The organism is Usitatibacter rugosus, assembly GCF_013003965.1.
Lineage (GTDB): Bacteria > Pseudomonadota > Gammaproteobacteria > Burkholderiales > Usitatibacteraceae > Usitatibacter > Usitatibacter rugosus.
In genome coordinates, this window is record NZ_CP053069.1 from 4,079,435 (window position 1) to 4,103,723 (window position 24,289).

General features: G+C 66.5%; 24 protein-coding genes. 14 read left to right on the forward strand and 10 right to left on the reverse strand.

Annotation, left to right across the window (positions count from 1 at the left end; all coding sequences use genetic code 11):
* Positions 1–36 precede the first annotated feature (36 nt).
* The 4 genes from DSM104443_RS19370 to DSM104443_RS19385 all read left to right on the forward strand — a co-directional run bounded on the left by DSM104443_RS19370 (position 37) and on the right by DSM104443_RS19385 (position 5,719).
* Positions 37–1,113 (forward strand): NADH:flavin oxidoreductase/NADH oxidase, encoded by a 1,077-nt coding sequence (locus DSM104443_RS19370; protein WP_171095226.1) that lies wholly within the window; start codon positions 37–39, stop codon positions 1,111–1,113.
* 122 nt (positions 1,114–1,235) lie between these two features.
* Positions 1,236–1,937 (forward strand): glutathione binding-like protein, encoded by a 702-nt coding sequence (locus tag DSM104443_RS19375; protein ID WP_171095228.1) that lies wholly within the window; start codon positions 1,236–1,238, stop codon positions 1,935–1,937.
* A gap of 69 nt (positions 1,938–2,006) precedes the next feature.
* Positions 2,007–3,425, forward strand: a complete 1,419-nt coding sequence (locus DSM104443_RS19380) for a sigma-54 interaction domain-containing protein (protein ID WP_171095230.1) — start codon at positions 2,007–2,009, stop codon at positions 3,423–3,425.
* Positions 3,426–3,619: 194 nt separating this feature from the next.
* Entirely contained in the window at positions 3,620–5,719 is a 2,100-nt protein-coding gene (locus tag DSM104443_RS19385) for a 3-hydroxybutyrate oligomer hydrolase family protein (protein WP_171095232.1), read from the forward strand.
* Between the two features lie 108 nt (positions 5,720–5,827).
* On the opposite strand, the gene DSM104443_RS19390 is transcribed toward DSM104443_RS19385, so the two are convergent.
* Genes DSM104443_RS19390 through xseB form a run of 6 tightly spaced genes read right to left on the reverse strand, consistent with a single transcriptional unit; the run spans position 5,828 to position 10,594 of the window.
* Complete coding sequence (locus tag DSM104443_RS19390; protein WP_171095234.1) at positions 5,828–6,193, reverse strand: hypothetical protein; 366 nt, start codon at positions 6,191–6,193, stop codon at positions 5,828–5,830.
* A 35-nt stretch (positions 6,194–6,228) separates the two neighbouring features.
* Positions 6,229–7,008, reverse strand: coding sequence for an SDR family NAD(P)-dependent oxidoreductase (locus DSM104443_RS19395; RefSeq protein ID WP_171095236.1), 780 nt, complete (start codon positions 7,006–7,008; stop codon positions 6,229–6,231).
* Positions 7,009–7,010: 2 nt separating this feature from the next.
* Entirely contained in the window at positions 7,011–7,526 is a 516-nt protein-coding gene (locus tag DSM104443_RS19400) for a hypothetical protein (protein ID WP_171095238.1), read from the reverse strand.
* Positions 7,527–7,528: 2 nt separating this feature from the next.
* Complete coding sequence (dxs, locus tag DSM104443_RS19405) at positions 7,529–9,424, reverse strand: 1-deoxy-D-xylulose-5-phosphate synthase (protein ID WP_171095240.1); 1,896 nt, start codon at positions 9,422–9,424, stop codon at positions 7,529–7,531.
* A 34-nt stretch (positions 9,425–9,458) separates the two neighbouring features.
* Positions 9,459–10,307: a polyprenyl synthetase family protein gene (locus DSM104443_RS19410; RefSeq protein WP_171096644.1), complete on the reverse strand. Its 849-nt coding sequence runs from the start codon at positions 10,305–10,307 to the stop codon at positions 9,459–9,461.
* Positions 10,308–10,351: 44 nt separating this feature from the next.
* Complete coding sequence (xseB, locus tag DSM104443_RS19415; protein WP_171095242.1) at positions 10,352–10,594, reverse strand: exodeoxyribonuclease VII small subunit; 243 nt, start codon at positions 10,592–10,594, stop codon at positions 10,352–10,354.
* A 255-nt stretch (positions 10,595–10,849) separates the two neighbouring features.
* On the opposite strand from xseB, the gene DSM104443_RS19420 reads away from it, so the two are divergent.
* From DSM104443_RS19420 to DSM104443_RS19430, 3 genes are all read left to right on the forward strand, one after another.
* Positions 10,850–11,962 (forward strand): aromatic ring-hydroxylating oxygenase subunit alpha, encoded by a 1,113-nt coding sequence (locus DSM104443_RS19420; protein ID WP_171095244.1) that lies wholly within the window; start codon positions 10,850–10,852, stop codon positions 11,960–11,962.
* Between the two features lie 106 nt (positions 11,963–12,068).
* Positions 12,069–13,136 carry a hypothetical protein gene (locus DSM104443_RS22085; RefSeq protein WP_171095246.1) on the forward strand — a complete coding sequence of 356 codons (1,068 nt, stop codon included), beginning with the start codon at positions 12,069–12,071 and terminating at the stop codon, positions 13,134–13,136.
* 167 nt (positions 13,137–13,303) lie between these two features.
* On the forward strand, positions 13,304–14,278 hold the full coding sequence (locus DSM104443_RS19430; RefSeq protein WP_171095248.1) for a hypothetical protein: 975 nt from the start codon (positions 13,304–13,306) through the stop codon (positions 14,276–14,278).
* Between the two features lie 21 nt (positions 14,279–14,299).
* Here DSM104443_RS19430 and DSM104443_RS19435 read toward each other — a convergent pair whose 3' ends face one another.
* From DSM104443_RS19435 to DSM104443_RS19445, 3 genes are all read right to left on the reverse strand, one after another.
* Complete coding sequence (locus tag DSM104443_RS19435) at positions 14,300–14,857, reverse strand: STY4526/YPO1902 family pathogenicity island replication protein (protein WP_171095250.1); 558 nt, start codon at positions 14,855–14,857, stop codon at positions 14,300–14,302.
* Positions 14,858–15,034: 177 nt separating this feature from the next.
* Positions 15,035–17,083, reverse strand: coding sequence for an elongation factor G (gene fusA, locus DSM104443_RS19440; protein WP_171095252.1), 2,049 nt, complete (start codon positions 17,081–17,083; stop codon positions 15,035–15,037).
* A gap of 79 nt (positions 17,084–17,162) precedes the next feature.
* Complete coding sequence (locus DSM104443_RS19445; protein WP_171095255.1) at positions 17,163–17,378, reverse strand: type II toxin-antitoxin system HicB family antitoxin; 216 nt, start codon at positions 17,376–17,378, stop codon at positions 17,163–17,165.
* 132 nt (positions 17,379–17,510) lie between these two features.
* Between DSM104443_RS19445 and DSM104443_RS19450 the strand changes: the two genes are divergently transcribed.
* Genes DSM104443_RS19450 through DSM104443_RS19475 form a run of 6 tightly spaced genes read left to right on the forward strand, consistent with a single transcriptional unit; the run spans position 17,511 to position 22,320 of the window.
* Complete coding sequence (locus tag DSM104443_RS19450) at positions 17,511–17,672, forward strand: hypothetical protein (RefSeq protein WP_171095257.1); 162 nt, start codon at positions 17,511–17,513, stop codon at positions 17,670–17,672.
* On the forward strand, positions 17,669–17,842 hold the full coding sequence (locus DSM104443_RS19455) for a hypothetical protein (RefSeq protein ID WP_171095260.1): 174 nt from the start codon (positions 17,669–17,671) through the stop codon (positions 17,840–17,842). The genes DSM104443_RS19450 and DSM104443_RS19455 overlap by 4 nt, the downstream gene beginning before the upstream one ends.
* Positions 17,843–17,866: 24 nt before the next feature.
* Positions 17,867–18,049 carry a hypothetical protein gene (locus tag DSM104443_RS19460; RefSeq protein WP_171095262.1) on the forward strand — a complete coding sequence of 61 codons (183 nt, stop codon included), beginning with the start codon at positions 17,867–17,869 and terminating at the stop codon, positions 18,047–18,049.
* A 32-nt stretch (positions 18,050–18,081) separates the two neighbouring features.
* Positions 18,082–18,897, forward strand: coding sequence for a CPBP family intramembrane glutamic endopeptidase (locus DSM104443_RS19465; RefSeq protein WP_171095264.1), 816 nt, complete (start codon positions 18,082–18,084; stop codon positions 18,895–18,897).
* Between the two features lies 1 nt (position 18,898).
* Positions 18,899–20,152, forward strand: coding sequence for a beta-barrel domain-containing protein (locus DSM104443_RS19470; RefSeq protein ID WP_171095266.1), 1,254 nt, complete (start codon positions 18,899–18,901; stop codon positions 20,150–20,152).
* The gene (locus DSM104443_RS19475) at positions 20,152–22,320 is read left to right on the forward strand and encodes a peptidase domain-containing ABC transporter (protein WP_171095268.1); all 2,169 of its coding nucleotides are present in this window, start codon (positions 20,152–20,154) and stop codon (positions 22,318–22,320) included. The genes DSM104443_RS19470 and DSM104443_RS19475 overlap by 1 nt, the downstream gene beginning before the upstream one ends.
* Here DSM104443_RS19475 and DSM104443_RS19480 read toward each other — a convergent pair.
* The gene (locus DSM104443_RS19480) at positions 22,211–23,398 is read right to left on the reverse strand and encodes an MFS transporter (protein WP_171095271.1); all 1,188 of its coding nucleotides are present in this window, start codon (positions 23,396–23,398) and stop codon (positions 22,211–22,213) included. The two genes, DSM104443_RS19475 and DSM104443_RS19480, sit on opposite strands and share 110 nt — an antisense overlap.
* A 21-nt stretch (positions 23,399–23,419) precedes the next feature.
* Between DSM104443_RS19480 and DSM104443_RS19485 the strand changes: the two genes are divergently transcribed.
* A complete protein-coding gene (locus DSM104443_RS19485) occupies positions 23,420–24,289 on the forward strand; it encodes a DMT family transporter (RefSeq protein WP_246232369.1) in 870 nt (289 codons plus the stop codon).

The following is a 24,289-nucleotide window of genomic DNA, read 5'->3' on the forward strand; positions in this document are numbered from 1 at the left end:
GCTATCTTCGCAAGAACCTCCTCTCCGTGCATTCCCATGTCGAAACTCTTCTCGCCCCTGCGGCTGCGCACGGTCGAATTCCCGAACCGTGTCTTCGTTTCCCCGATGTGCCAGTACTCTTCCGAGGACGGCCTGCCCAACGAGTGGCACCTCGTGCACCTCGGCAGCCGCGCGATCGGCGGCGCCTCGCTCGTGCTCACCGAAGCCAGTGCCGTGACGCCCGAGGGACGCATCACGCCCTGGGACGCGGGCATCTGGTCCGAAAGGCATGCGAAGGAATGGAAGCGCGTCACCGATTTCATCCGCGCGCACGGCAGCGTGCCCGGCATGCAGATCGCGCATGCGGGGCGCAAGGCTTCGTGCAACAAGCCGTGGCTCGGGGGCAAGCCGCTCGCGCCCTCGGAAGGCGGATGGACGACGCTCGGCCCGAGCGCCATTCCGTTCGGCGACTATGCGGTGCCGCGCGCCATGAGCGTGGCCGAGATCGAGAAGACGGTGGACGACTTTGCGAAGGCGGCCCGCTTCGCGCTCGATGCGGGCTTCGATGTCGCGGAGGTCCACGCGGCGCACGGATATCTCATCCACGAGTTCCTCTCGCCGCTTTCGAACCATCGCACCGATGCGTACGGCGGCTCGCTCGAAAATCGCATGCGCTTCGGCCTGGCCGCCGCGAAAGCGATCCGTGACGCGTGGCCGCAGGACAAGCCCGTGCTCGTGCGCATCTCGGCCAGCGACTGGAAGGAAGGCGGCTGGGACCTCGAGCAATCGATCGTGTTCTGCAAGGCGCTGAAGGCGATCGGCATCGACTTCATCACCTGCTCCAGCGGCGGCAACGCGCACGACCAGAAGATCACGCTCGGCCCCGGTTACCAGGTGCCGTTCTCGCAGGCGGTGAAGCGCGAGGTGGACATTCCCACCGGCGCGGTGGGGTTGATCACCGATGCAGTGCAGTCGGAGCACATCCTCCACACGGGACAAGCCGACGCCGTGCTCCTCGCCCGTGAACTGCTGCGCGATCCCTACTGGCCCCGCCACGCCGCGAAGATCCTGGGCGTGACGATGGCATGGCCCGACCAATACAAACGGTGCGACACGGGGCCGATGGGAAAATGAGGCGCCCTGCCCGCCGGCGTTGAGCGGCGTCGCTTCTCGTCCGCTCCAACGCCGTTCCCGCTACCCGAGGCTTGTTTGCTCGTCCAATATTTCGGACATAATGGCCGGCCCGGAGGGAACCCATGATCGATCTCTACTACTGGACCACGCCAAACGGCCACAAGATCACGATGTTCCTGGAAGAAGCGGCGATGGAATACCGCCTCCACGGCATCAACATCGGCAAGGGCGACCAGTTCAAGCCCGACTTCCTTGCGATTTCGCCCAACAACAAGATTCCCGCGATCGTCGACCATGCGCCGGCCGATGGCGGCAAGCCGATCAGCGTGTTCGAGTCGGGCGCGATCCTGCTCTACCTCGCCGGCAAGACCGGGACGTTCATCCCCAAGGACTTGCGCGGCCAGGTCGAGACGCTGGAATGGCTCATGTGGCAGATGGGCGGCCTGGGACCGATGCTCGGCCAGAACCACCACTTCTCCATGTACGCCCCCGAGAAGATCCCCTACGCGATCGACCGCTACGTGAAGGAAACGAACCGCCTCTACGGCGTGCTCGACAAGCGCCTCAAGGGCCGCGACTTCATCATGGGCAAGCAGTACACGATCGCCGACATGGCCGCGTATCCGTGGATCAACCCGGATCGCCAGGGCCAGAAGATCGACGACTTCCCCAGCCTCAAGCGCTGGCTCGCCGCGATCCGCGCGCGCCCCGCCACGCAGCGCGCGTATGCCCGGGCGAAGGAGATCAATCCCTCGCCGACCTCGACCCGATCCGAGGAAGAGCGAAAGATCCTCTTCGGCCAGGACAGCAGCGTCGTCAAGTAAGGCCCAAAACCAAAGAGCTCGATAAAGGGGTCTGACCCCTTTATTTGGGCCGCAGGAGGAGGAAAACCCATGGGACGCCTGAAGGATCCGGATGCCATTCGCCGGATCGCCAAGAAGTCGCTGTTCGAAGGCCTCGACGGCATGTGCGAGGGCGCGATCATCATCGACCGCGACGCCAAGGTGGTGTGGATCAGCGACAAGTACGCCGCGCGCCTGGGCCTTGCTTCACCCGCGAGCGCCGTCGGCAAAGTGGTCGAGGACGTGATCCCCAACAGCCTCATGCGCGAAGTGGTGCGCACCGGCGAGCCGATGATGCTCGACATCATGCAGTTCGGCCCCGACTCCTTCGTCGTGATGCGCGTGCCGATCAAGGACGAGCGCGGCCGCATCATCGGCGCCGCGGGCTTCATGATCTTCGACAGCCTCAAGCACCTGCATCCGCTCGTCTCCAAGTTCCAGCGGCTGGAGACGCAGCTCGCCGACACCCAGAAGACCCTCGCCGAGGAGCGGCGCGTGAAGTACACGTTCACGAACTTCATGGGCAGCTCGCCCGCCGCCATGGAGACGAAGCGCCAGGCGCGCCGTGCCGCGCAGGCGGAAACCACGGTGCTGCTGCTGGGAGAGACCGGCACCGGCAAGGAAGTGCTGGCCCAGGCGATCCACGCGGCGAGCCCGCGCGCGCACGGCCCCTTCATCGGCATCAACGTCGCCGCCATTCCCGACACGCTGCTCGAATCCGAGTTCTTCGGGGCCGCGGCCTCGGCCTACACAGGCGCGGACAAGCGCGGGCGCGACGGCAAGTTCGTCCTCGCCAACGGCGGCACGCTCTTCCTCGACGAGGTGGGCGATATGCCGATGGGCGTGCAGGCGAAGCTGCTGCGCGTGCTGCAGGAGAAGGAAGTCGAGCCGCTCGGATCCAACCGCGTGGCCAAGGTGGATGTGCGCGTGATCGCGGCGTCCAGCGTGGACCTGCGCCAGATGGTCTCGATGGGCCGCTTCCGTTCCGACCTCTACTATCGTCTTTCGGTGCTGCCGATCGAGCTGCCGCCGCTGCGCGACCGCATCGGCGACCTCGAGCTGCTGTGCGACCACATCCTCGAGGACATCTCGCGAGCGAGCGGCCGCCCGCCGCGGGAGCTCACGCCCACCGCGCTCGCCGTGCTCTCCGCCTACTCCTGGCCCGGCAACATCCGGGAGCTGCGCAACGTCCTCGAGCAAGTGACGATGAACTCCGACAACGCGCGCCTCTCGGCCGAGGAATTCAGCCTCGTGCTGCCGCGGCTGGCTCCCGCGTCACGCCCGGGCGATCGCCCGACGCTGCGCCTGGCCGACGTGGTCGCCGATGCCGAGCGCCACGCGATCAAGTCCGCGCTCGCCGCCGCCGAGGGCAAGAAGATCCTCGCCGCGGAGCTGCTGGGCATCTCGCGTGCGACGCTCTACCAGAAGCTTTCGGCCCTCGCGCCCGCGCGGGGTGACCGGCGTCATTGAAGTTTCGTCCGGGATTTCGGACACTGTTCCGCAATCCCGGACAAGCCCTTGCAGAGAGCCTCCCAGGCTCCTGGGGTTCGTCTTTCGCCTCAGGGACTTGGCGCAACCGTCCCGATGGCACGTGCCTTGCGAGTCGTTGCCGTCCTGAAGAAGAACCGGCAGCGCCCGGAACAACCACCCTTGGAGGGGAAACCATGTCGTCCCAATTCACGCGCGCACTCCTCATCGTCGCCGCGTCCGCGCTCGCGGCCTGCAACAACAGCGATTCCGACAACGCCATCCCGCCGGTCAACACGCTGCCCGACTTCGTGAAGGGCACCGTCGTGCGGAACGCATACGACGGCACGAGCAACGACCTCCTCACGGCCGGCCTCGGCAAGAGCGGGCTGCAGGGCGCTCTGCCCGCGTTCGCGGATGCGGCCAATCCCACCGTCGCGGAGCTTCGCCGCCAGGCCATCTACAACAACTACCGCGCGCTCGTGGACATGACCACCAACGGCGGCTACGGCGTGCTCTACGGCCCCAACGTGGACTCCAGCGGCGCCGTCACGCCCGGCGAGGGCAGGATCGGGGGCGAGGAATTCATCGCCTACGCCGACGACGGCACCGGCAAGCTCAACGTGACGGTGATGGTGCAGATCCCCAACACCTTCAGCACGACGAACCCGTGCATCGTGACGGCCGCCTCGAGCGGCTCGCGCGGCATCTACGGCGCGATCGCCACCGCCGGCGAGTGGGGCCTGAAGAAAGGCTGCGCCGTCGCCTACACCGACAAGGGCTCGGGCAACGGCGGCCACGACCTCGCCGCCAACACCGTCTATAACCTGCAGGGCCAGCGCGGCAACGCCGGCACGCTCGGCGTGCAGTCGATCTTCACCGCCGCGGGCACGGATGCGGAACGCGCCGCGTTCAACACCGCCTTCCCGAACCGCTGGGCGTACAAGCACGCGCACTCGCAGCAGAACCCCGAGAAGGACTGGGGCCAGCACACGATCCAGGCCATCCGCTTCGCGTTCTACGCCCTCAACGAGAAGTACGGCCCGCTGAACAACGGCGAGCGCCAGGTGATCATCAACAACGACAACACGATCGTGATCGCCTCCAGCGTCTCCAACGGCGCCGGCGCCGCGGTGGCCGCCCTGGAGCAGGACAACGACAACTACATCGACGGCCTGGCCGTCGCGGAGCCGCAGATCCAGATGAACGCGCCCACGGGCGTCACCATCCGGCGCGGCTCGACCACCGTGGCGTCCAACAGCAAGCCGCTGTATGACTACTTCACGATCGCGAACATGGTGCAGCCGTGCGCGGCCCTGGCGCCGTCGGTGGCCAACTCGCCGCTGCTCGCGACCAACATCCTCGCTCCCAACGCGGCGAACCGCTGCACCGATCTCGCGAATGCCGGGATCATCAGCGGCACCACGACGGCGGATCGTGCGACGAGCGCGCTGGCCTTGCTGCACGCGTCGGGCTGGGAGGCGGATTCCGATCTCTTCCACGCCTCGCACTACGCCCTGGCCACGCTGTCGGTCACGTACACGTATGCAACGGCCTACTCGCGTTCCGGCGTGCGCGACAACCTCTGCGGCTACAGCTTCGGCGGCGCTCCTGTCGCGGGCGTGCCTGCCGTGATCGCCAACAACGCCTCGGCGCAGCTCTTCGGCACCGGCAACGGCGTGCCGCCGACCTCGGGCATCAATATCCTCAACAACAACTCCGTGGGCGGCACGGCGCTCGACGCGGTCTCCATCTCGCCCTCGAGCAACCTCGCCGACTACAACTACGATGGCGCCAACTGCCTGCGCACGCTCTTCACGGGTGCCACGCCGGGTGCGATCGCCACGCGCGCCGGCATCGAGCAGGTGAAGCGCACCGGCAACCTGCGCGGCAAGCCGGCGGTCATCGTGCACGGACGCTCCGACACGCTGATCCCGGTGAACCACACGTCACGCCCGTACTACGCGCTGAACAAGCTCTCCGACACCGGCAGCCAGCTCGCGTACTACGAAGTGACGAACGCGCAGCACTTCGACGGCTTCCTGGGGCTCGCGGGCTACGACACGCGCCTGGTGCCGCTGCATCGCTACTTCATCCAGGCGATGGACATCGTCTACAACAAGCTGCGCAACAACACGCCGATTCCGGCTTCGCAGGTCGTGCGCACCATCCCGCGCGGCGGCGCTCCGGGTGCTGCGCCGGCGATCACCGCGGCGAACGTTCCGCCGATCGCGGCTACGCCTGCGCCTGCGGACGCGATCCTCTTCGCCAACAGCATCCTGGCGATTCCCGAGTAGCACCGAGGCATGAATGGAAAAGGGCGGCCGAGGCCGCCCTTTTTCTTGCTGGATCCCCGTCGACACGGGGATACCGAGCTGTCTTCCCCACGTAAGTGGGGACCCAGCTCAGTACTTCGCGCCCTGCTTGCCGCCCGTGTCCATCTTCGGCGCGGCCGGAGCCTTGGCGTCCTTGCCGACGTCCTCGCCGCTATCGGCGCGCATCTTGAGGACGATGGTGTTGGTGTCCTCGACGATCTTGTTCACGGTGGCCTCGTTGGCCTTCATGGTCGCGACGCGGTCGTCGATGTAGGCGCGGATGCACTTGTCGTACGCCTTGTAGGACTTGTCGAAGTTCTTCTTCTGGTTGTCCGTGCCCAGGCGGCCCGGATATTCCGGCACGTCGCCACAGGTGTGGGGCGGAATGGGATCGGCAGCGGCGAAGGCAAAGGGGGCGCCCAGCGAGAGCAGGACGGCAAGAGCGATGCGTTTCATGGCGGAATCCTTGGAATTCGAGACCGGGAATTTTATCAGTCGGCGACCGGCACGGTGTAGTTGAGCGCCAGGCGCCCTCCATCGGGGTAGATGGTCTGGCCGGTGAGGTACGAAGCTTCGTCCGAGGCCAGGAAGGCGGCCACCGAAGCGATTTCGGAAGGCTCTCCCATGCGGCCCAGCGGCGTGCGCGAGAGGATCTTGCGCTCGGCCTCGCGGTTGCCCAGCACGGCGGTCTTCGCGAGCTCGGTGAGGATGGTGCCCGGGCCGATGCCGTTCACGCGGATGCCGTGCGCGGCGAGTGACAGCGACATCACCTTGGTGAGCTGGTTGATGGCACCTTTCGAAACGACGTAGGGCACCTGGTTCGGGATGGCCATCACGGCGTTGACGCTCGACATGTTGATGATGGCCCCACCCCCGCCCTGCTTCACCATCTGGCGCGCCGCGGCCTGGCCGGCGAGGAAGACGCCTTTCAGGTTCACGTCGAGGACGCGGGTGAAGTCTTCCTCCTTGAGATCCAGGAATTCGGCGGCGTGGACGATGCCGGCGTTGGCCACGAGGATGTCGAGGCGGCCGAAGGCCTTCACGGCTGCATCCACGGCGGCCTGCACCTGGGCGCTTTTCGAGACATCGCAGGCGACGAACGCGGCGCGCGCGCCGGACTTCGCGATTCGTTCCGCGGCTTCGCGGCCACGGGCCTCGTCACGGTCCGCGAGCATCACGGCGGCGCCTTCCCGCGCGAAGATCTCCGCGCATGCAAGGCCGATTCCCTGCGCCGCGCCGGTGATGAGCGCGGACTTTCCCTGGAGCTTCATGGCTATTTCTTGTCGGGCGTTGCGGGCGACGGAGTGGAGGGCGACGGTACGCCCGGCTGCGGCGTGGCCACCGGCGGCAGCGCGGCCGGCGTGGCGGGCGGCGGTGCCTTGGGCGGATTCACGGCGACGATGACGTCCTTGCAGAACGTGTCCAGGCCCTTCGGGCAGGCGCCCTTGGCGCGCGAGTAGACATCCTGCGCGTCGCCTTTCGCTTCGTCGCTCTTCAAGTGCGTGAGGATGAAGGCGTTGTAGTCCGTGTCCTTGCCCATCGCGTCGGCAAGCTGGTTCATGTTCTTCCAGTCGATCACGAGGCGCAGGATTGCTTCCGTGAAGGACTCGCCGACGGGACCCGTGTCGCAGTGACGATAGGTCTTCCAGGTGGCGTTGAGCGTGGACCAGGAGGAGATGCGGTCGATCGCTTTCTGGGCGTTGGACTCGTCCGCTTTCGAGCAGGTCTTCTGCGCGTGCGCCGAGGCGGCGAACACGAGTGTTGCCAGGAGAAGGATTATTTTTTTCATGGTCAGGCTGCCATTCCGGGGCGGCGCCCCGAGGTGTGGGCTAGGCGCTCGCGGATCGAGCGCAGGATGCCGTCGCGGTCCAAACCGCAATCGGCGAGCAACTGCTGGGGATCGCCATGCTCGACGAACGCATCGGGCAGCCCCAGCGAGAGCACCGGGATGACGATTCCCTGCGACTGCAACGACTCCTGAACGGCGGACCCCGCTCCACCGTTGACCGCGCCCTCTTCCACAGTCACCAGCAGCTCGTGCGAGGCGGCGAGGCGCGCGATGAGCGCTTCGTCCAGCGGCTTCACGAAGCGCATGTTCGCGACCGACGCATTCAGCTCGGCGCCGGCGTCGAGCGCGGGCTTCACCATCGAGCCGAACGCGAGGATGGCGACGCGCTTGCCCTCGCGCCGCAATTCGCCGCGGCCCACGGGCAGCGCCTGCATTTCCTTCTGCACTTCCACGCCCGGGCCGGTGCCGCGCGGATAGCGGACCGCCGAGGGACCGGGAAGCTGGATGCCGGTGAAGAGCATCTGGCGGCACTCGTTCTCGTCCGCGGGCGCCATGATCGTCATGTTCGGGATGCAGCGCAGGAACGCGAGGTCGAACGCCCCGTGGTGCGTCGGACCGTCCGCGCCGACGAGCCCGCCGCGGTCGAGCGCGAAGAGCACGGGCAGGTTCTGCAGCGCCACGTCGTGGATCAGCTGGTCGTAGGCGCGCTGCAGGAAGGTCGAGTAGATGGCCATCACCGGGCGCACGCCGTCCACCGCGAGGCCGGCGGCGAACGTGACCGCGTGCTGCTCCGCGATGCCGACGTCGAAATAGCGGTCGGGGAAATCCTGCGAGAACTTCACCATGCCGGAGCCCTCGCGCATGGCGGGCGTGATGCCCATCACGCGCGGATCGGCGCGAGCCATGTCGCAGAGCCACTCGCCGAAGACCTGCGTGTACGTGGGCTTGGGCTTCGCGTCCGGCGCGGGCTTGGCCTTCACGAGGCCGACCTCGGGGTCGAACTTGCCGGGGCCGTGGTAGGTGATCGGGTCTTCCTCGGCGTACTTGTAGCCCTGGCCCTTCTTGGTGACGACGTGCAGGAACTGCGGGCCGTCCAGGCGGCGCACGTTGTTCAGCGTGTCGATCAGCACTTCGACGTTGTGGCCGTCGATGGGGCCGGTGTAGTTGAAGCCGAACTCCTCGAACATCGTGGAGGGCGTGATCATGCCCTTGGCGTGCTCCTCGAAGCGCTTGGCCAGTTTGTTCAGCGGCGGCGCGTTGGAGAGGACCTTCTCCGCGGTCTTCTTGGTGGCGGCGTAGAAACGCCCGGACATCAGCTTGGCGAGGTAGTTGTTCAGCGCGCCGACGTTCTCCGAGATCGACATGTCGTTGTCGTTCAGGATCACGATCACATTCGCGTTGGCCTGCTTGGCGTTGTTCAGCGCCTCGAAGGCCATGCCGGCGGTCAGCGCGCCGTCGCCGATCACGGCGATCGCCCGGCGGTCGGAACCGGCAGCGCGCGCAGCAACAGCCATGCCGATGGCGGCCGAAATCGAGGTCGACGAATGCGCGGTGCCGAAGGTGTCGTACGGGCTCTCCTCGCGGCGGGGGAAGCCCGCGGGCCCGCCCTTCTGGCGCAGCCTCGACATCTGCTCGCGCCGGCCGGTGAGGATCTTGTGGCCGTAGGTCTGGTGGCCGACGTCCCACACGATCCGGTCATCCGGGGTATTGAAGACGTAGTGCAGCGCGATCGTGAGCTCGACCGTGCCCAGGTTGGAGGAGAAATGGCCGCCGGTCGAAGCGACCGATTCGACGATGAAGCGGCGCAGCTCCGCCGCGAGCGCGGGAAGCTGCTTGCGTTCCAGGCGACGGAGGTCGGCCGGACTGCCGATCCCCTCGAGAAGCTCGTAAGTGCCCATGGACGCGCTCATTTTGCCCCAAATCCGGCGTGGGTCATCGGTCGCGGTGGACGATGAAATCGGCGAGCTGGCGCAGGCGGTCGGCGCGTGCGTCGAAGCCCTTCAGGGCCTCATGCGCATCGGCCAGTAGCTCCAGGGCGAATTTCTTCGCGGGGGCGAGGCCCATCAGGCTCGTGTAGGTCGGCTTGTTGGCCTCGCGGTCCTTGCCCGCGGTCTTTCCGAGCGTCGTCGAATCGCTTTCCTCGTCGAGGACGTCGTCGACCACCTGGAAGGCGAGGCCCACGCACTTGCCGTAGCGGTCCAGGTGCTCCAGCTCGGCGGCCTGCATCGGCCGCCCGCAGTGCGCGCCCATCAGCACCGAGGCGCGGATCAGCGCTCCGGTCTTGAGGATGTGCATGTACTCCAGCTCCGGCAGCGTGAGGGACTTGCCCACGGCGTCGAGATCGATCGCCTGGCCCCCCGCCATGCCGCGCGAGCCGCACGCCGTGGCGAAGAGCTGGATCATCTTCAGCTGGATCGCGGGGTCGTCGGAAAGCTTGTTGTCGGCGAGGAGCTGGAAAGCGAGACTCTGCAGCGCATCGCCCGCGAGGAGCGCCGTGGCCTCGTCGAACTCCACGTGCGTGGTGGGCTTGCCGCGCCGAAGCACGTCGTCGTCCATGCACGGCATGTCGTCATGGACGAGCGAGTACGCGTGGATCATCTCGACCGCGCCGGCCGCGACGGCGAGGCGGGCCGGGTCCGCATCCGACACCAGGCCACCCGCGAACACGAGCATCGGACGAACGCGCTTGCCGCCGTCCAGGACGGAGTAGCGCATCGCATCGTGCAGGCGCGAGGGGGCGATGGACTTGGAAGGAAGGAGGTCGCCGAGGGCCGCCTCCATGCGTGTCGCGGTCTCGCGCGACCAGGCCTGGAAATCCGTGGGGTTCACTTCGCGTCGGTCTTGAGGTCCTGGAGCGAATCGCCCTCCAGGATGGCAATGCGCGCCTGGGCATCGGTCAGGCGGGACTCGCAGAACTTGATCAGCTCGGCGCCGCGTTGGTAGGCCACCAGCGATTCCTCGAGGGGAAGCCGGCCGTCCTCCATGCGATGGACGAGCGCGTCCAGCTCTTCAAGGGCCTTTTCGAACGTGAGGCCGTCGGTTCCTGCGGGCGGGGGCGTAGTGGGCATTGCGGAGGGCCGGGAAAACGCCATTTTACGGGACGCGCTTGCCCCGGAGACAGTGCAAAAGCACCTTGACGGAGCGGTGCGCCAATGGCCCCGCCATTGCCTTTCTATTGCAACAGGAAGGTCTTGAAAGCAAAGAGGAGTTGGCCCAAAATGTCAGGTCGCAGTATCGTTGGTCGGGACGGAGCCCGCAGAGTTAAAAGCTGGCGACTCGATTAGCCCGGTGGTCTTAATCTTCGTACGCCCAGGAGGTTGGGAATGTCGGACTTGGCGAGCCAGCGGGTTCTCACCCGCGCGAATCCCCATCTGCCGTTGTCGTGGTATTTCGACCCGGCAGTCGCACAACTCGAAGCGAAGCGTCTCTTCGCCCGTGGCCCGGGTTACGTCGGCCATGAGCAGATGGCGCCCAATCCCGGTGAATTCCGCGTGCTCGACTGGCGGTCGAACGGCGCGTGGTCGCTCATCAACAACGACGGCAAGCACGACCTCGTGTCCAACGTCTGCCGCCACCGGCAGGCCAAGATGCTCACGGGCGCGGGCTCGCTTCCGGGCGGCACCATTACTTGCCCGCTGCACCGGTGGGCCTACGACTCCAAGGGCACCCTCCTCGGCGCCCCGCACTTCCAGGACCAGCCCTGCCTGAACCTCCCGCGGCAGGAGCTCCAGAAGTGGAACGGCATGCTCTTCAACGGCGCGCGCAATGTCGCAAAGGACCTCGCGAACCTGGGCGTGGCGAAGGAGCTCGACTTCACCGACTACAAGTTGGACAAGGTGGAAGTCGTCGACTACGACTTCAACTGGAAGACCTTCGTCGAGGTCTACCTCGAGGACTACCACGTCGGCCCCTTCCATCCGGGCCTGGGCCAGTTCGTCACCTGCGAAGACCTGCAGTGGCAATTCTCCGACTGGTACAACGTGCAGACCGTGGGCGTGAACCAGCGCCTGGGCACGCCGGGCAGCGACGTCTACAAGATGTGGCACGAGCAGGTGCTGCGATACCGCGAAGGCGTGCCGCCTCCGCACGGCGCCATCTGGCTCACGTACTACCCGAACGTGATGGTCGAGTGGTACCCGCACGTCCTCGTGATCTCCACGCTCTATCCCCTGGGGCCGGAGAAGCACCGCAACGTGGTGGAGTTCTACTACCCCGAGGAGATCGCGCTCTTCGAGCGCGAGTTCGTGGAAGCGCAGCAGCACGCGTACCACGAGACCGCGAAGGAAGACGAAGAGATCTGCGTGCGGATGACGGAAGGCCGCAAGGCGCTACTGGAAGACGGCCGCGAGGAGCACGGGCCGTACCAGTCGCCGATGGAAGACGGCATGGTCCACTTCCACGAGTTCATCCAGCGCGAGCTCGCGATAGCATCCTAGCGGCCCCCGACAACAAGGAACCGCTTCGATATTGAGTCCATGATGCCGTCCATTCCGTAGAGTCTCTTGCGTCATCTCTCGTAGTTCAATCAATCCGAGGAGTCTCATGAAAGCTCCCCTTCGTTTTCCGCGCACATCCCTTGCCGTCCTCGCGCTCTGCGCGACGATTCCCGCATGGGCACAAACCTGCCGACCCGAGCGAACGAACACGGTCTGCGAGTTTGCTTACGATAAACCGGTCATCCAGAAGTGGACTGTTCCCGCCGGCGTCACCAAGGTCACCATCCTCGCGCATGGCGCCCGGGGCGGCGACGGGGGATGCCATGGCGGGGGTATCGGCGCGATCGTCGTTGCCGAAGATTTTCCGGTGAAGCCGGGTGAGGTTCTCTCGGTCCTGGTAGGACAGCAAGGGCAGCCGGCTCCGCTCCCCCGATGGAACACCAGTAACGGGGCCGGGGGCGGCGGCGGATCCTTCGTCTGGCGCGGCGACGGCGCGGCTTCGCTGCAGAACGTGTTGGTCGCCGCGGGCGGGGGTGGCGGCGCCGGTTGCGAAGGCGAGCCTCGCGGAGCGGCGTTCCATGCCAGCGGCGGCGCATTCAACGGCGTCGGCGGCGACCGCACAAGTGGAATCGCCGGGACGGGCGGAGGCGGCGGCGGAGGGGGCGACACCTTCAGGATCGGGAATTCGCCCGGCACGGGCGGCGGCGGCGGCGGTGGCATCGTGGGCGAGGGCAGGCAGGGTGCCTACTTCGCGGTCATCGCGGGCCGCGAGCCGGATCCTCAAGCGGGCAAAGGAGGCAAGAGCATCGCCTCCGGAGGCGCGGGTGGAGACGGTGGCTTCCAGGAACACCCGCCGGGCCGGGACAAGGGTCCCTTGCCGAACAGTGTCGGCGGGTACGGCGGATTCGGCGGCGGCGGCGGCGGCGGCGGGTGGAACGACAACAAAGTGCCGGGGAACTGCCAAGGACGTTTTGCCGGAGGTGGCGGCGGAGGCGGTGGCTACAGCGGAGGTGGGGGCGGCTATTCCAAAGCCGGCGGTACCTGCGCGAAGACCGGCCACGGCGGAGGCGGCGGTGGATCGTTCGCGGCGGCCGGTGCCCAGAGAGGCGTGACCATGAAAGCGGGGGATAGGAAGTACGCCAACGGTTTCGTCTGGATCGCGTACGGGCCTTGAGCGGCCCTCACGCTCGCCCTTGTTGCAGCAACTTTTGTAGTTCAACCCATCCGAGGAGTCTCATGCAAGCTCCCCTTCGATTTCGGCGCATTTCCCTCAGTGTTCTCGCGCTCTGCGCATCCGTTTCCGCGTGGGGCCAAGCCTGCAGCTCCGCCGGCGGGAACGACATGGTCTGCAAGTTCGAGTTCGACAAGCCGGCCCTCCAGAAGTGGATCGTCCCAGCCGGCGTGACGAGCGTTTCCATCCTCGCGCATGGCGCGCGCGGAGGCGACGGCGGATGCCACGGCGGTGGCATCGGCGCTTTCGCCGCCGCGGAAGCATTCCCGGTCAAGCCGGGCGATGTGCTCACCGTGCTCGTCGGGCAGTCAGGACAGCCGGCGCCTCTCCCGCGGTGGAACAACAGCAACGGCGCCGGTGGCGGCGGCGGATCGTTCGTGTGGCGCGGCGCGGGCCCGGCCTCGCTGCAGAACGTGATGATCGCCGCGGGCGGCGGCGGCGGCGCGGGTTGCGAGGGCGCGCCTCGCGGCGGCGCGTTCGGGGCCGGTGGTGGCGCGCTGAACGGCGTGGGCGGCGACCGCACGAGCGGGGTCGCCGGCACGAAAGGAGGCGGCGGTGGAGGCGGTGACCAGTACAAGGTCGGCAACTCGCCCGGCACCGGCGGCGGCGGTGGCGGTGGCATCGTCGGCGAAGGCTTTCAAGGCGCCTACTTCGCGCTCATCAAGGGCCGCGAGCCCGATCGTCTCGCGGGCAAAGGCGGCAAGAGCATCTCCGCCGGAGGCGAAGGCGGAATGGGCGGGTATGCGGAAAAGTCGCAAGCGGAAAGCCGGGGTGAAATCGACGCCGTCGCCAACAGCTTCGGCGGTTGGGGCGGATTCGGCGGCGGTGGCGGCGGCGGCGGGTGGTCCGACAACTCTCTCCCGGGGAACTGCCAGGGACGCTTCGCCGGAGGCGGCGGCGGTGGCGGTGGCTATAGCGGAGGCGGAGGCGGCTACAGCAAGTCGGGCGGCATCTGCTCCAAGACCAACCACGGCGGCGGCGGCGGCGGATCGTACACCGCGCCCGACGGCAAGAACGTGACGATGAAGGCCGGCGAGAGGAAGTACCAGAACGGCTGGATCTGGATCGCGTACACCAAGCCCTAGCAACTCTTCAGGCGCGGCCCTCTATTCGTCGAATTCGTGCACGACGGCGTAGAGGGTCGCGAAGGTGAGCATCGAGAACGACGCGTGCAGCTGCTCGTAATCCTCGGCGCGCTCCGGCTCTTCGCGCTTGTCCCTGCGGATCTCGAACCAGCGCGCCTGGATCTGCTCGCGCACGACGTGTGAGGGCATCGAGGGCCGGCGCAGGCTCGAAGCCGTGCCGGTGAAGAGCCGGCGCTTCAGCGTCACGTCCGCCGAAGAGATCCGGAAGAGCTTCGTGAGCATGTTCGAGGTCGCGCCGTGGCGGATGAAGAACTCGAGCTGCCGCGAGCGCTTTCCGAGGTAGTCGACCTGTCGCAGTCCGTGCTCGAAGGAACCCGCGTCGATGGAGATCGCGACCTTCGGGTCGGGCATCTCGGCCAAGCGCACCAGTTCGTCGGAAGTGAGCCCCCGCAACTCCGCGGCCTGCACTTCGGTGAGCCCATCGGGCGGCGGCGCCGAGCGCGCGGCCTCGCCCTGCAACTCCCGGATGAGGTGGGCCAGCATCAGCAACCGCAACTGTGGATCACGGATTTCGATCACGTGTCCTCCCTGGATTTGGCCCGAATTTGCTACGACGCAAGCCTCGCGTCAATCGAGAATCCCCACATTTCGTGACGGTGCCCCACGACGTTCCAAAACGTTCTTGAACCGGTTTCGAGGACTCGCGGCTAAGTGCACGAAACGCAATCGCTCTTCGGAAAACTCCAGTAGCGCGGCCTAATCTTCCTCGCGCGCGAGCTTGAATTGCGAGGCCAACTGCTGCTGCGTTTGGGGCGGCACCGGCGCGTAGTGGCTGAACTCGATCTGGTACGAGCCCTGCCCACCGGTCATCGAGCGGATGCGCGACTGGTACTCGGTCACCTCGGAGAGCGGCACCTGGCCGGCGACCGCCATCAAATCGCCGCCCGTGGAGTCCGTGCCCGTGATGTGGCCGCGCTTCGAGGAAAGATCGGCGGTGAGGTCACCCACGAAGCGATCGGGCGCGGTGATCTCGATGTTGACGATGGGCTCGAGCATGATCGGGCTCGCCTTGAGGATCGCGTCGATCACCGCCTTGCGTCCCGCGGTGACGAATGCGATCTCCTTCGAGTCCACGTCGTGGCTCTTGCCGTCGTACACGATGACCTTGATGTCCTCCACCGGATAGCCCGCGACCACGCCACCGTCGAGCGCCTGCTTCACGCCCTTCTCCACCGCGGGAATGAACACAGTGGGAATCACGCCGCCCTTCACTTCGCTCGCGAACTGGAAGCCGGAGCCCCGAGGCAGCGGTTCGATCTTGAGGAACACCTCGCCGAACTGTCCCGCGCCACCGGTCTGCTTCTTGTGGCGGCAGTGGCCTTCGGCTCTCTTCGTCACCGTCTCGCGATAGGGAATCTTCGGCGGCTTGGTCGCCACGTCCATCTTGTACTGCTGGCCCATCTTCTCGAGCTTGGTGCGCATGTGCAGGTCGCCCAGGCCGCGCATCACCGTCTCGTGCGTCGTGGGATGGCGCTCGATCCAGAAGCAGGGGTCCTCGACCTCGAGCTTGTGCAGCACTTCGAAGAGTCGCTGCTCGTCGCCTTTCTTCTTCGTCTCCACGGCGATCGAGTGCATCGGCGTCGGGAAATCGAGCGAGCGCAGGCGGATGTGGTCCTCGTCGTGCGAGTCGTGCAGCACGGCGTTGAACTCGATCTCCTCGATCTTCGTCACGGCGCCGATGTCGCCGGGCACGAGGGAATCCACCTCGACGTACTCCTTCCCCTGCAGCTGGAAGATGTGGCCGGTCTTGAATGCCTTCTTGCCCTCGCCGATGTAGAGCTGGCTGTCCCGGGTGATCGTGCCCTGGTGCACGCGGAACACGGCGACCTTGCCGACGTACGGATCCATGATGACCTTGAAGACGTGCGCGAGGACGTGCTTCTTCGGATCGGCCTCGGCGTGGAATTCCTCGCCCTCGGTCGTATCCGACTTCACGAACGGCGGCGGATTGCCCTCGGTGGCGTTGGGCGCGATCTTCGCGAGGATGTCGAGGAACTGCTCGACGCCCGCACCCGTCTTCACGGACATGAAGCACACGGGAATGAGATGGCCTTCGCGCAGCGCCTTCTCCAGCGGGCCGTGCAATTGCTCGGGCTTCAATTCCTCGCCTTGCTCGAGGTAGGTGGCCATCAGGTCTTCGTCGACCTCCACCACCTGGTCGATCAACGCGGAGTGCGCCGCCTTCACCGAAGAGAAGTCCGAATCGCCGTCGGGGTTGAAGAAGCAATCGACGACGTCCTTGCGGCCATGCGCGGGCAGGTTGATCGGCAGGCATTCCTTGCCGAACACGTCCTGGATGCGCGCGAGTAATCCTTCCAAATCGACGTTGTCCGCGTCGATCTTGTTGATGAGGATCATGCGGTCGAGGTTGCGCTTGGCGGCGGCACGCATCATGCGCGTGGTGTTCAGCTCGATGCCGTTCTGCGCGTTGATGACGATCACTGCCAATTCCACCGCCGCGAGCGCCGCGATGGACTGCCCGGCGAAATCCGGCATGCCCGGCGTATCCAGCAGGTGGATGTGGATGCCCTTGTAGGGGAAATTGACGACGGCCGAGTTGAGGGAGTGGCCGTACTGCTTCTCGAGGGGGTCGTGGTCCGCGACCGTGGTGCCGCGCTCGACGCTGCCTGCGGCTGCGATGACCCCCGTCTTCAGTAGCAGAGCCTCGGCGAGGGTCGTCTTCCCGGCTCCGCCATGACCCACCAGGGCCACGGTGTGGATGCTCTCCGTCGAATACCTCGGCATGGCAGAAATCCTTTCTGCTGCCCTGCAGCAACGCGGTGGGGGTGTCTCACCTAATGTACACCCATGAATCAGGCCGATGTCAGGCGCTGATTTCGAGCTCCACGACCGCGCGTTCCCCGTCCAGGAGGCGTGCGGTGGCGAGGTGCGCGCGGATCGCGGCACGCACGCGCTCGATGGCTTCCACGGCGGTGGCGCCGCGCGATTCGCAGCCGGGCAGCGTCATCGCGACGGCGACGTAGTCCCCACGCACGCGATGGACGGCGATGCGATAGCGGGGCGCTTCAGGAGGGGTCATGTCCACCTCGCCATTGTTCTCTTCCCCTTCCGCCGCGCGCTCGGAATTCCCCGGCACCGAATGTCGATTCTCGCGAGCGTGCGCGCGCTGTCGTTCCTACGATGCATCCATCGACAACCCCGGGAGACAGGGATGAAAGAGCTCAGCTACGAGGAAGTGCTCCGCATCGCCGGTGGATTGCCGGTACCCGCGGCGCTCGACGAGATCACCTACCGCGCGCCCACCAACCCTGACCCGGAGAGGTTGCTGCCGGGACGCATCCAGCAACCGCATTCCAGCGAGGAACATCCATGAAGGAAATCGAGAAGAAGGACGCACCGGAGGTTTCGGGCGGCGTTCGCGTTGACATCCAGATGCCGGAGCTTCCCGGCCCCATCTCACCCTGGCCCATCGAACCGTTTCCGCAGTTCCCGATGACGCCGTACAACCCGGATGCGCCGTTCAGCGATCCGCCGGCGGTTTGACCCTCGACATCCAGGAGACATGACATGAGCGAAACGACACCCCCCATCCCCAAGGGGCTAGACCCCGAACTCGTCGAGAAGATCTCAGGCGGCCTCGATCTGTGCTCGCCGGGAGACATCGACGGAATCATCCGCGGCCTGAGAAGCAACTACGACGAGCTGGTGGACTTCACGTCGTACATGTTCGACCGGATTGCGGGCAACTAAGCCTCGAGAGGGCGCGGCAACGCGCCCCTTCCATGAAGTCATCGCCGACAGGGTTCCAGATCGCGTTCCTGCTGCTAGCCCTGGCGTTCGGGGCGATGCTTGCAACGACTTGGCTCGCGAGCGCAATCGCGCTTCCGAGTCCGTACTACGGCACCCTGGGTCATCTCGTCGCCATCCCATTTCAGTTTGCACTGGTGCTTGGCATACCGGCACTTCGGTCACTGGTGCTCGAGGGATTCCATCACCCCGTATCCACTCCACAGCGCTTCGAAGCCCTGGCTTTGGCCGGCGGCAAAGTGGTGCTCACCTTCGGCCTGTGGGGAGCCATCGCCCTGTGGGGACTGCATGTAACGCATCGAGCCAACGACGTAACGGCCTTTGGATTCCTGACCGAACCAACGGCCATGGACGAGCACTACTTTGCGGCCTGGGGATTGGTGGGGGCCGCGTATGCAATATCACTCGGGCCACTCATCGAAGAGGTGCTCTATCGCGGCGTGCTGTACCGCCTGTGGGAGCGGCAGTGGGGTTGGGTTGCAGCAGCGCTGCTGTCATCAATCGTTTTCTCGTTGGTCCATCCCCATAACCTGATTCAGACCTTCTTCTCCGGAATCCTCTACGCCTGCCTCTTCCACCGCACAGGATCGATTTGGGCAACGACGCTGTGCCACGCGACATACAACCTGCTCATTGCCTGGCCGCTTCTCGGCCACGTGCTGTTACTCAAACCGGCCGACGCATCGACAAGCCTCATTCCGTGGACTGCGAACTTGATCTGCCTCCCTCTCGCGATCGTTGCGTTTGTCCTGTACGTACGACTGGCTCTCGCTGCACCTGAGCGCACCTGAGATGTCGAGCCCGCTCTTCCGCGCCGAGGCGCACGACTCCCGCGCGACCTCCTGGCTGGGCACGATCGTCCTGATGCGCCCCGTGCCGACGGTCGTGATGACCGCGGCGGCCTCGGCGGTCTCGCTTGCCATCGTTGCCTTCCTGGTGTGGGGCGAATCGACCAACAAGGCGCGCGTCACCGGCTTCCTCACGCCCACGAGCGGCGTTGCGAGAGTGGTGGCGACGCAGTCCGGCGTGATCGAGTCGCGCTTCGTGGCCGAGGGCGACTCGGTGGCGAAGGGTGCGCCGCTGCTGTCGCTCGTGGATCCGCGCGCCACGGATGAGCACGGAACCGTCGGTGCCCAGGTGACGACGAGCCTGCGCGAGCGGCAACGCGCGTTGTCGAGGCAGCGCGACCTCGCCGGGACGACGTATCTCGCCGATCTCGAGTCCCTCGCGACGCGCCACGCGAAGCTCGATGCCGAGGCGCGGAAGCTGGACGACGAGATCGACGCGATGCGCTCGCGTTCGAGGCTCGCCGCCGAAGAGATCGAGAGGGCCGAGGAGCTGGAGCGCAGTGGCTTCGCAGCGCGTGCGATGACCGACCGCAAGCGCGACGAATCGCTGGACGTGCGCATCCGCATCTCGGCGCTCGAGCGCGCCCGCGACGCGGCCCATCGGGAGGCGGAGGCCTTGCAGTCGGAAGCAGCGGCGGCGAAGGCACGGTACCTCGCGCAACTCGCGGCTCTCGACGGACAGCGGGCGTCGCTGGGCCAGGAGCGAGCGGAGCGCAGCGCCGCCTACCGATCGGTGATCACCGCGCCGCACGCCGGCATTGTCGCGTCGATGCTGGTGGAGGCGGGGCAGGCCGCTACGCAGGGAACGCCGCTGCTCACATTGCTTCCCGCGGACGTGAAGCTCGAGGCGCATTTGTTCGCGCCCTCGCGCTCCATCGGCTTCGTGCGCACCGGGCAGGCCGTGCTCCTGCGCTATCCCGCCTTCCCCGCGCAGAAGTTCGGCTCGCACCATGCGCACGTCACCGCCGTCTCGCGAAGCGCATTGGCACCCGGTGACCTCGGATACACGCCGGCCGACGGCAACCGCGAATCGCTCTATCGCATCCGCGCGACACTCGACTCGCAGGCGATGCTCGCCTACGGAAAGCCCGAGCCGCTGCAGGCGGGCATGCTCGTCGAAGCGGACATCCTGCTCGACCGGCGGCGACTCATCGAGTGGATCTTCGATCCGCTGCTGAGCCTCTCGGGGCGCCTGTGATGGAGGCGCTCGGCCGGCTCGAGCTCGGATTGCGCCAGAAGCTGCCCGTCTTCCTGCAGACGGAGGCCGCGGAGTGCGGGCTGGCCAGCCTCGGCATGATCGCCAACTTCCACGGCCACCGCATCGACCTCGCTGGGCTTCGCCGGCGCTTCACCGTGTCGCTCAAGGGCGCGACGCTCTCGTACCTGATGCAGATCGCCGGGGCATTGCACCTCACGCCGCGGCCGCTGCGGCTGGAGTTGGCCGAGCTCTCGAGCCTGCGCACGCCGTGCATCCTGCACTGGGACCTGAACCACTTCGTGGTGCTGCGCTCGGCGGATGCGAGGCACGCCGTCATCCACGACCCGGCCTTCGGCGTGCGGCGCCTCACGATGGCCGAAGTCTCGAAGCACTTCACGGGCATCGCGCTCGAGGCCACGCCCACCTCGGAGTTCAAGGCGCATGACGAGCGCCGGAGGCTGCGACTTCGGGATCTCACCGGGTCCGTAGTGGGCCTGAAACGATCGCTCCTCCAGGTGCTGCTGCTCGCCCTCGCGCTGCAGGGCTTCGCGATGATCGCGCCGTTCTACATGCAATGGGTCGTGGATGGCGCGGTGGTCTCCGCGGATCGCGACCTGCTCACGGTGCTCGGTCTCGGCTTCCTCCTGCTGGCCGGCGTCCAGGTCGCCGTCTCGGCGCTGCGATCGTGGGTGGTGCTCTATCTCGGCACGATGCTGAACCTGCAGTGGCTCGCGAACGTCTTCTCGCACCTGCTGCGGCTGCCGGTGAGCTACTTCGAGAAGCGCCACCTGGGCGACGTGGTCTCGCGCTTCGGAGCGGTCGGCAACATCCAGCGCACGCTGACCTCGAGCTTCGTGGAAGCGATGATCGACGGCCTCATGGCCGCGGTCACGCTCGGCATGATGCTGGCCTACAGTGGCCTCCTCACGATGGTGGCGGTCGCGAGCGTCACGGCTTACGGGCTCCTCCGGTGGGTCTTCTATGACCCGTTGCGGCGTGCGACCGAGGAACACATCGTGCACACCGCGAAGCAGCAGAGCCATTTCCTGGAGACGGTGCGCGGCGTGCAGTCGATCAAGCTCTTCGGGCGCCAGGAGGAACGGCGCTCGCGGTGGCTGAACCTCGTGGTGGACGCGACCAACCGCGACCTCGCGACGCAGAAGCTCTCGCTCGGCTTTCGCTCCGCCAACGGGCTCGTCTTCGGCGCCGAGCGGGTCACCGTGATCTGGATCGGCGCACTGCTCGTCCTCGACAACGCGTTCTCGGTCGGGATGCTGTTCGCGTTCGTCGCGTACAAGGAGCAGTTCTCGGCGCGCGTGGGCGGGCTCATCGACAAGATGATCGAGCTGCGGATGCTGAACCTCCAGGCCGAGCGCCTCGCCGACATCGTGCTCACGCCGCCGGAGGAGGCCGGCCCCGCGCATGCGCCGGACGAGATCGATGCGTCTCTTGAAGTGCGCGATCTCTCGTTCCGCTATTCCGACTCCGAGCCTTTCGTCGTACGCAACTGCTCCTTCCGCATCGAGCCCGGGGAGTCGGTAGCGATCGTCGGGCCTTCGGGCGGCGGGAAGACGACGTTGCTCAAGCTCATGCTCGGGCTCCTCTCGCCCACCGACGGGAAGATCCTGGCCGGCGGCATCGACATCGAGAAGCTCGGCATCGACCACTACCGCAAGCTCGTCGGCACGGTGATGCAGGACGACCAGCTCTTCGCGGGATCGATCGCCGACAACGTGAGCTTCTTCGATCCGACGCCGAGCCAGGAGGCGGTGGAACGCTGCGCGCGCCTGGCCGCCGTGCATGACGACATCGCCGCGATGCCGATGGGCTACAACACGCTGATCGGCGACATGGGCGCGGCGCTCTCCGGAGGGCAGCGCCAACGCATCCTGCTCGCACGTGCACTCTACAAGCAGCCGCGAATCCTGTTCCTCGACGAGGCGACGAGCGCGCTCGACGTGCAGAAGGAGCGCGCCGTGAACGATGCGATTCGCGAGCTTGCGCTGACGCGCATCCTCATCGCGCACCGGCCGGAGACCATCGCCTCCGCGGGCCGCGTCATCGTGCTGCAGGGCGGACGCGTCTCCCAGGACCTGCGGCAAGTCCCGCCAGCACCAGCGTCGCGAGGCTCCACGCCACCACCGGGACCAGCCACAAGGACGGCGTGAGCTGCGGTTGGGCCGGTGCGACCATCGTGGCGAAGTAAATGCGCGCGAAGGCCGCGATGGCCAGCACCGAGAAGAGAATCCCCGTCACCTTTCCTTCGCGCCCGGTGCGGCCCAAATCGAGCGCCGCAGTAAACGCACCCATCAACACGGTGCCCCACGCGCCTCCGGCCACGAACTGCGCGGCGACGAGCGTCTCGATGCCCGTGGCCGTTCCCGCGACGTACAGCGCCGCGGTACCGACCAGCGCGGAGAACAGCATGATCACCACGGCGTCGTATCGCTTCACGAGCATCGTCGCGGGCAGCATGAGGAGGTTGAACCCGATCCAGAAGACCGGCATCAGGTGCTCGATGTAGGGGCCGCCGCCGTTGCGCACGAATGCGGGCGCCGAATTCACGGCGAAGTGGATCTGGAATCCGATGGCCGTCAGCACGATCGCCACCGCGAATCCGAAGATGCCGCCGGGCATGCGGCCGGCACTGCGCGCCGGTTCGCTCGGCGCGGCATCCGGCTCATCGAGATCGACACGCGCCAGCACGAAGGTCACCGCCGCCACCACGATCGACGACAGCGCGAACGGGATGCGCGGATCGACGCCCTTCAGCTGCAGGCCGAGGTACGGCGCCACCGCACCCGCCGCACCCAACCCGAAGAGATAGAGCCCGGCGAGCCAAGGCTGCTGCGAGGTCGTCGCATAGCGACCCATCAACACAAGCGGCGGGGCGCGAAGCGCCGAGGAAGTGGCGCTCCATACGACCGTGAGGAGGATGAACAGCGAGGAGGCTCCAGGCGGCACGAGAAAAGGCAACGCGATGAAGGCCGCGCACGAGAGCAGCGTGATCCTCGCGAGGCTGGGCCCGATCCGCCCCACCTTCGCGGCCAGGCGGTCCGCGTACACGCCCGCCGCCCAGTCGCAGACGATGAAGATCGCCTGGTCCATCAGCAGGATCCACGGCACGTATTGCTTCGGGATTCCAGCCTGCGTGGCGAGCGCGGGCAGGTAGATCACGTAGATCACCCACGTGAGCGCGAAGACGAGCTGCAGGACCGCGAGGGTGGCGCCGAGGGAGGAACGCATGCCGCCTATAATAAGCGCCGCATGACTTCCTCCTGGATGCTCGTCGCCGGCTTCTTCTTCGCCGCCATGGGCGTATTCGTGAAGCTGGGTGCCGAGTTCTTCGGAACCGCCGAGCTCGCGTTCTATCGTTCCGTCGTCACGCTCGCCGTGGTGGTCATCATCATCCTGCGCACCGGCGGCACGGTGAAGAGCGCGCACCTCGGCACGCACATCATCCGCGGCGTCGTGGGTGCGGTCTCGCTGGTCGGTTTCTTCTACGCCCTCGCGAAGCTTCCGATCGCCATGGCGCAGACGCTGAACTACACCTCCCCACTCTTCCTCGCCATCGCCACCGTGGTGGTGCTGGGCGAGCGCTTCTCGCCGTGGCTCGTGTTCGCGATCATCCTCGGCTTCGTGGGCGTCGGCCTGCTGCTCGGTCCCACCTTCGAGACAGGCGTGGAAGGTGCCGCGATGGTCGGTCTCTTCTCCGGGGTCACCGCGGCGTGGGCCTACCTCGCCGTTCGCTCCCTGGGCCGGCAGGGAGAGCCGGACGTGCGCATCGTCTTCTGGTTCGCCGCCGTCGCCACCGTCATCTGTGGCGTGTGGCAACTCGCCACGGCGTCGTTCCATGCCGTGACCCTGGGCAACCTGTGGATCCTGGCCGGGCTGGGCGCCTGCGGCACCCTGGGCCAGCTTGCGATGACGCGGGCTTACCGCACCGGCAACACACTGGTCGTGGGGGCTTTCTCATACTCGACCATCGTCTTCGCCTCCCTCGCTACACTAGTGCTCTGGGACGACCGGCTCACCGCCGTGGAGTGGAGCGGCATGGGCGTGATCATCGTGAGCGGGCTGCTCGCGATGCGGGTCGAGACGAAGGAACAGATCGAGGAAGCGGGATTCGAGGGATGA

Excerpts from the sequence above, each read along its gene's own strand:
- DSM104443_RS19370 (WP_171095226.1), top strand. The coding sequence starts at position 37 with ATGTCGAAACTCTTCTCGCCCCTGCGGCTGCGCACGGTCGAATTCCCG.
- DSM104443_RS19375 (WP_171095228.1), top strand. The coding sequence starts at position 1,236 with ATGATCGATCTCTACTACTGGACCACGCCAAACGGCCACAAGATCACG.
- DSM104443_RS19380 (WP_171095230.1), top strand. The coding sequence starts at position 2,007 with ATGGGACGCCTGAAGGATCCGGATGCCATTCGCCGGATCGCCAAGAAG.
- DSM104443_RS19385 (WP_171095232.1), top strand. The coding sequence starts at position 3,620 with ATGTCGTCCCAATTCACGCGCGCACTCCTCATCGTCGCCGCGTCCGCG.
- DSM104443_RS19390 (WP_171095234.1), bottom strand. The coding sequence starts at position 6,193 with ATGAAACGCATCGCTCTTGCCGTCCTGCTCTCGCTGGGCGCCCCCTTT.
- DSM104443_RS19395 (WP_171095236.1), bottom strand. The coding sequence starts at position 7,008 with ATGAAGCTCCAGGGAAAGTCCGCGCTCATCACCGGCGCGGCGCAGGGA.
- DSM104443_RS19400 (WP_171095238.1), bottom strand. The coding sequence starts at position 7,526 with ATGAAAAAAATAATCCTTCTCCTGGCAACACTCGTGTTCGCCGCCTCG.
- dxs (WP_171095240.1), bottom strand. The coding sequence starts at position 9,424 with ATGGGCACTTACGAGCTTCTCGAGGGGATCGGCAGTCCGGCCGACCTC.
- DSM104443_RS19410 (WP_171096644.1), bottom strand. The coding sequence starts at position 10,307 with ATGGAGGCGGCCCTCGGCGACCTCCTTCCTTCCAAGTCCATCGCCCCC.
- xseB (WP_171095242.1), bottom strand. The coding sequence starts at position 10,594 with ATGCCCACTACGCCCCCGCCCGCAGGAACCGACGGCCTCACGTTCGAA.
- DSM104443_RS19420 (WP_171095244.1), top strand. The coding sequence starts at position 10,850 with ATGTCGGACTTGGCGAGCCAGCGGGTTCTCACCCGCGCGAATCCCCAT.
- DSM104443_RS22085 (WP_171095246.1), top strand. The coding sequence starts at position 12,069 with ATGAAAGCTCCCCTTCGTTTTCCGCGCACATCCCTTGCCGTCCTCGCG.
- DSM104443_RS19430 (WP_171095248.1), top strand. The coding sequence starts at position 13,304 with ATGGTCTGCAAGTTCGAGTTCGACAAGCCGGCCCTCCAGAAGTGGATC.
- fusA (WP_171095252.1), bottom strand. The coding sequence starts at position 17,083 with ATGCCGAGGTATTCGACGGAGAGCATCCACACCGTGGCCCTGGTGGGT.
- DSM104443_RS19445 (WP_171095255.1), bottom strand. The coding sequence starts at position 17,378 with ATGACCCCTCCTGAAGCGCCCCGCTATCGCATCGCCGTCCATCGCGTG.
- DSM104443_RS19450 (WP_171095257.1), top strand. The coding sequence starts at position 17,511 with ATGAAAGAGCTCAGCTACGAGGAAGTGCTCCGCATCGCCGGTGGATTG.
- DSM104443_RS19455 (WP_171095260.1), top strand. The coding sequence starts at position 17,669 with ATGAAGGAAATCGAGAAGAAGGACGCACCGGAGGTTTCGGGCGGCGTT.
- DSM104443_RS19460 (WP_171095262.1), top strand. The coding sequence starts at position 17,867 with ATGAGCGAAACGACACCCCCCATCCCCAAGGGGCTAGACCCCGAACTC.
- DSM104443_RS19465 (WP_171095264.1), top strand. The coding sequence starts at position 18,082 with ATGAAGTCATCGCCGACAGGGTTCCAGATCGCGTTCCTGCTGCTAGCC.
- DSM104443_RS19470 (WP_171095266.1), top strand. The coding sequence starts at position 18,899 with ATGTCGAGCCCGCTCTTCCGCGCCGAGGCGCACGACTCCCGCGCGACC.
- DSM104443_RS19475 (WP_171095268.1), top strand. The coding sequence starts at position 20,152 with ATGGAGGCGCTCGGCCGGCTCGAGCTCGGATTGCGCCAGAAGCTGCCC.
- DSM104443_RS19480 (WP_171095271.1), bottom strand. The coding sequence starts at position 23,398 with ATGCGTTCCTCCCTCGGCGCCACCCTCGCGGTCCTGCAGCTCGTCTTC.
- DSM104443_RS19485 (WP_246232369.1), top strand. The coding sequence starts at position 23,420 with ATGACTTCCTCCTGGATGCTCGTCGCCGGCTTCTTCTTCGCCGCCATG.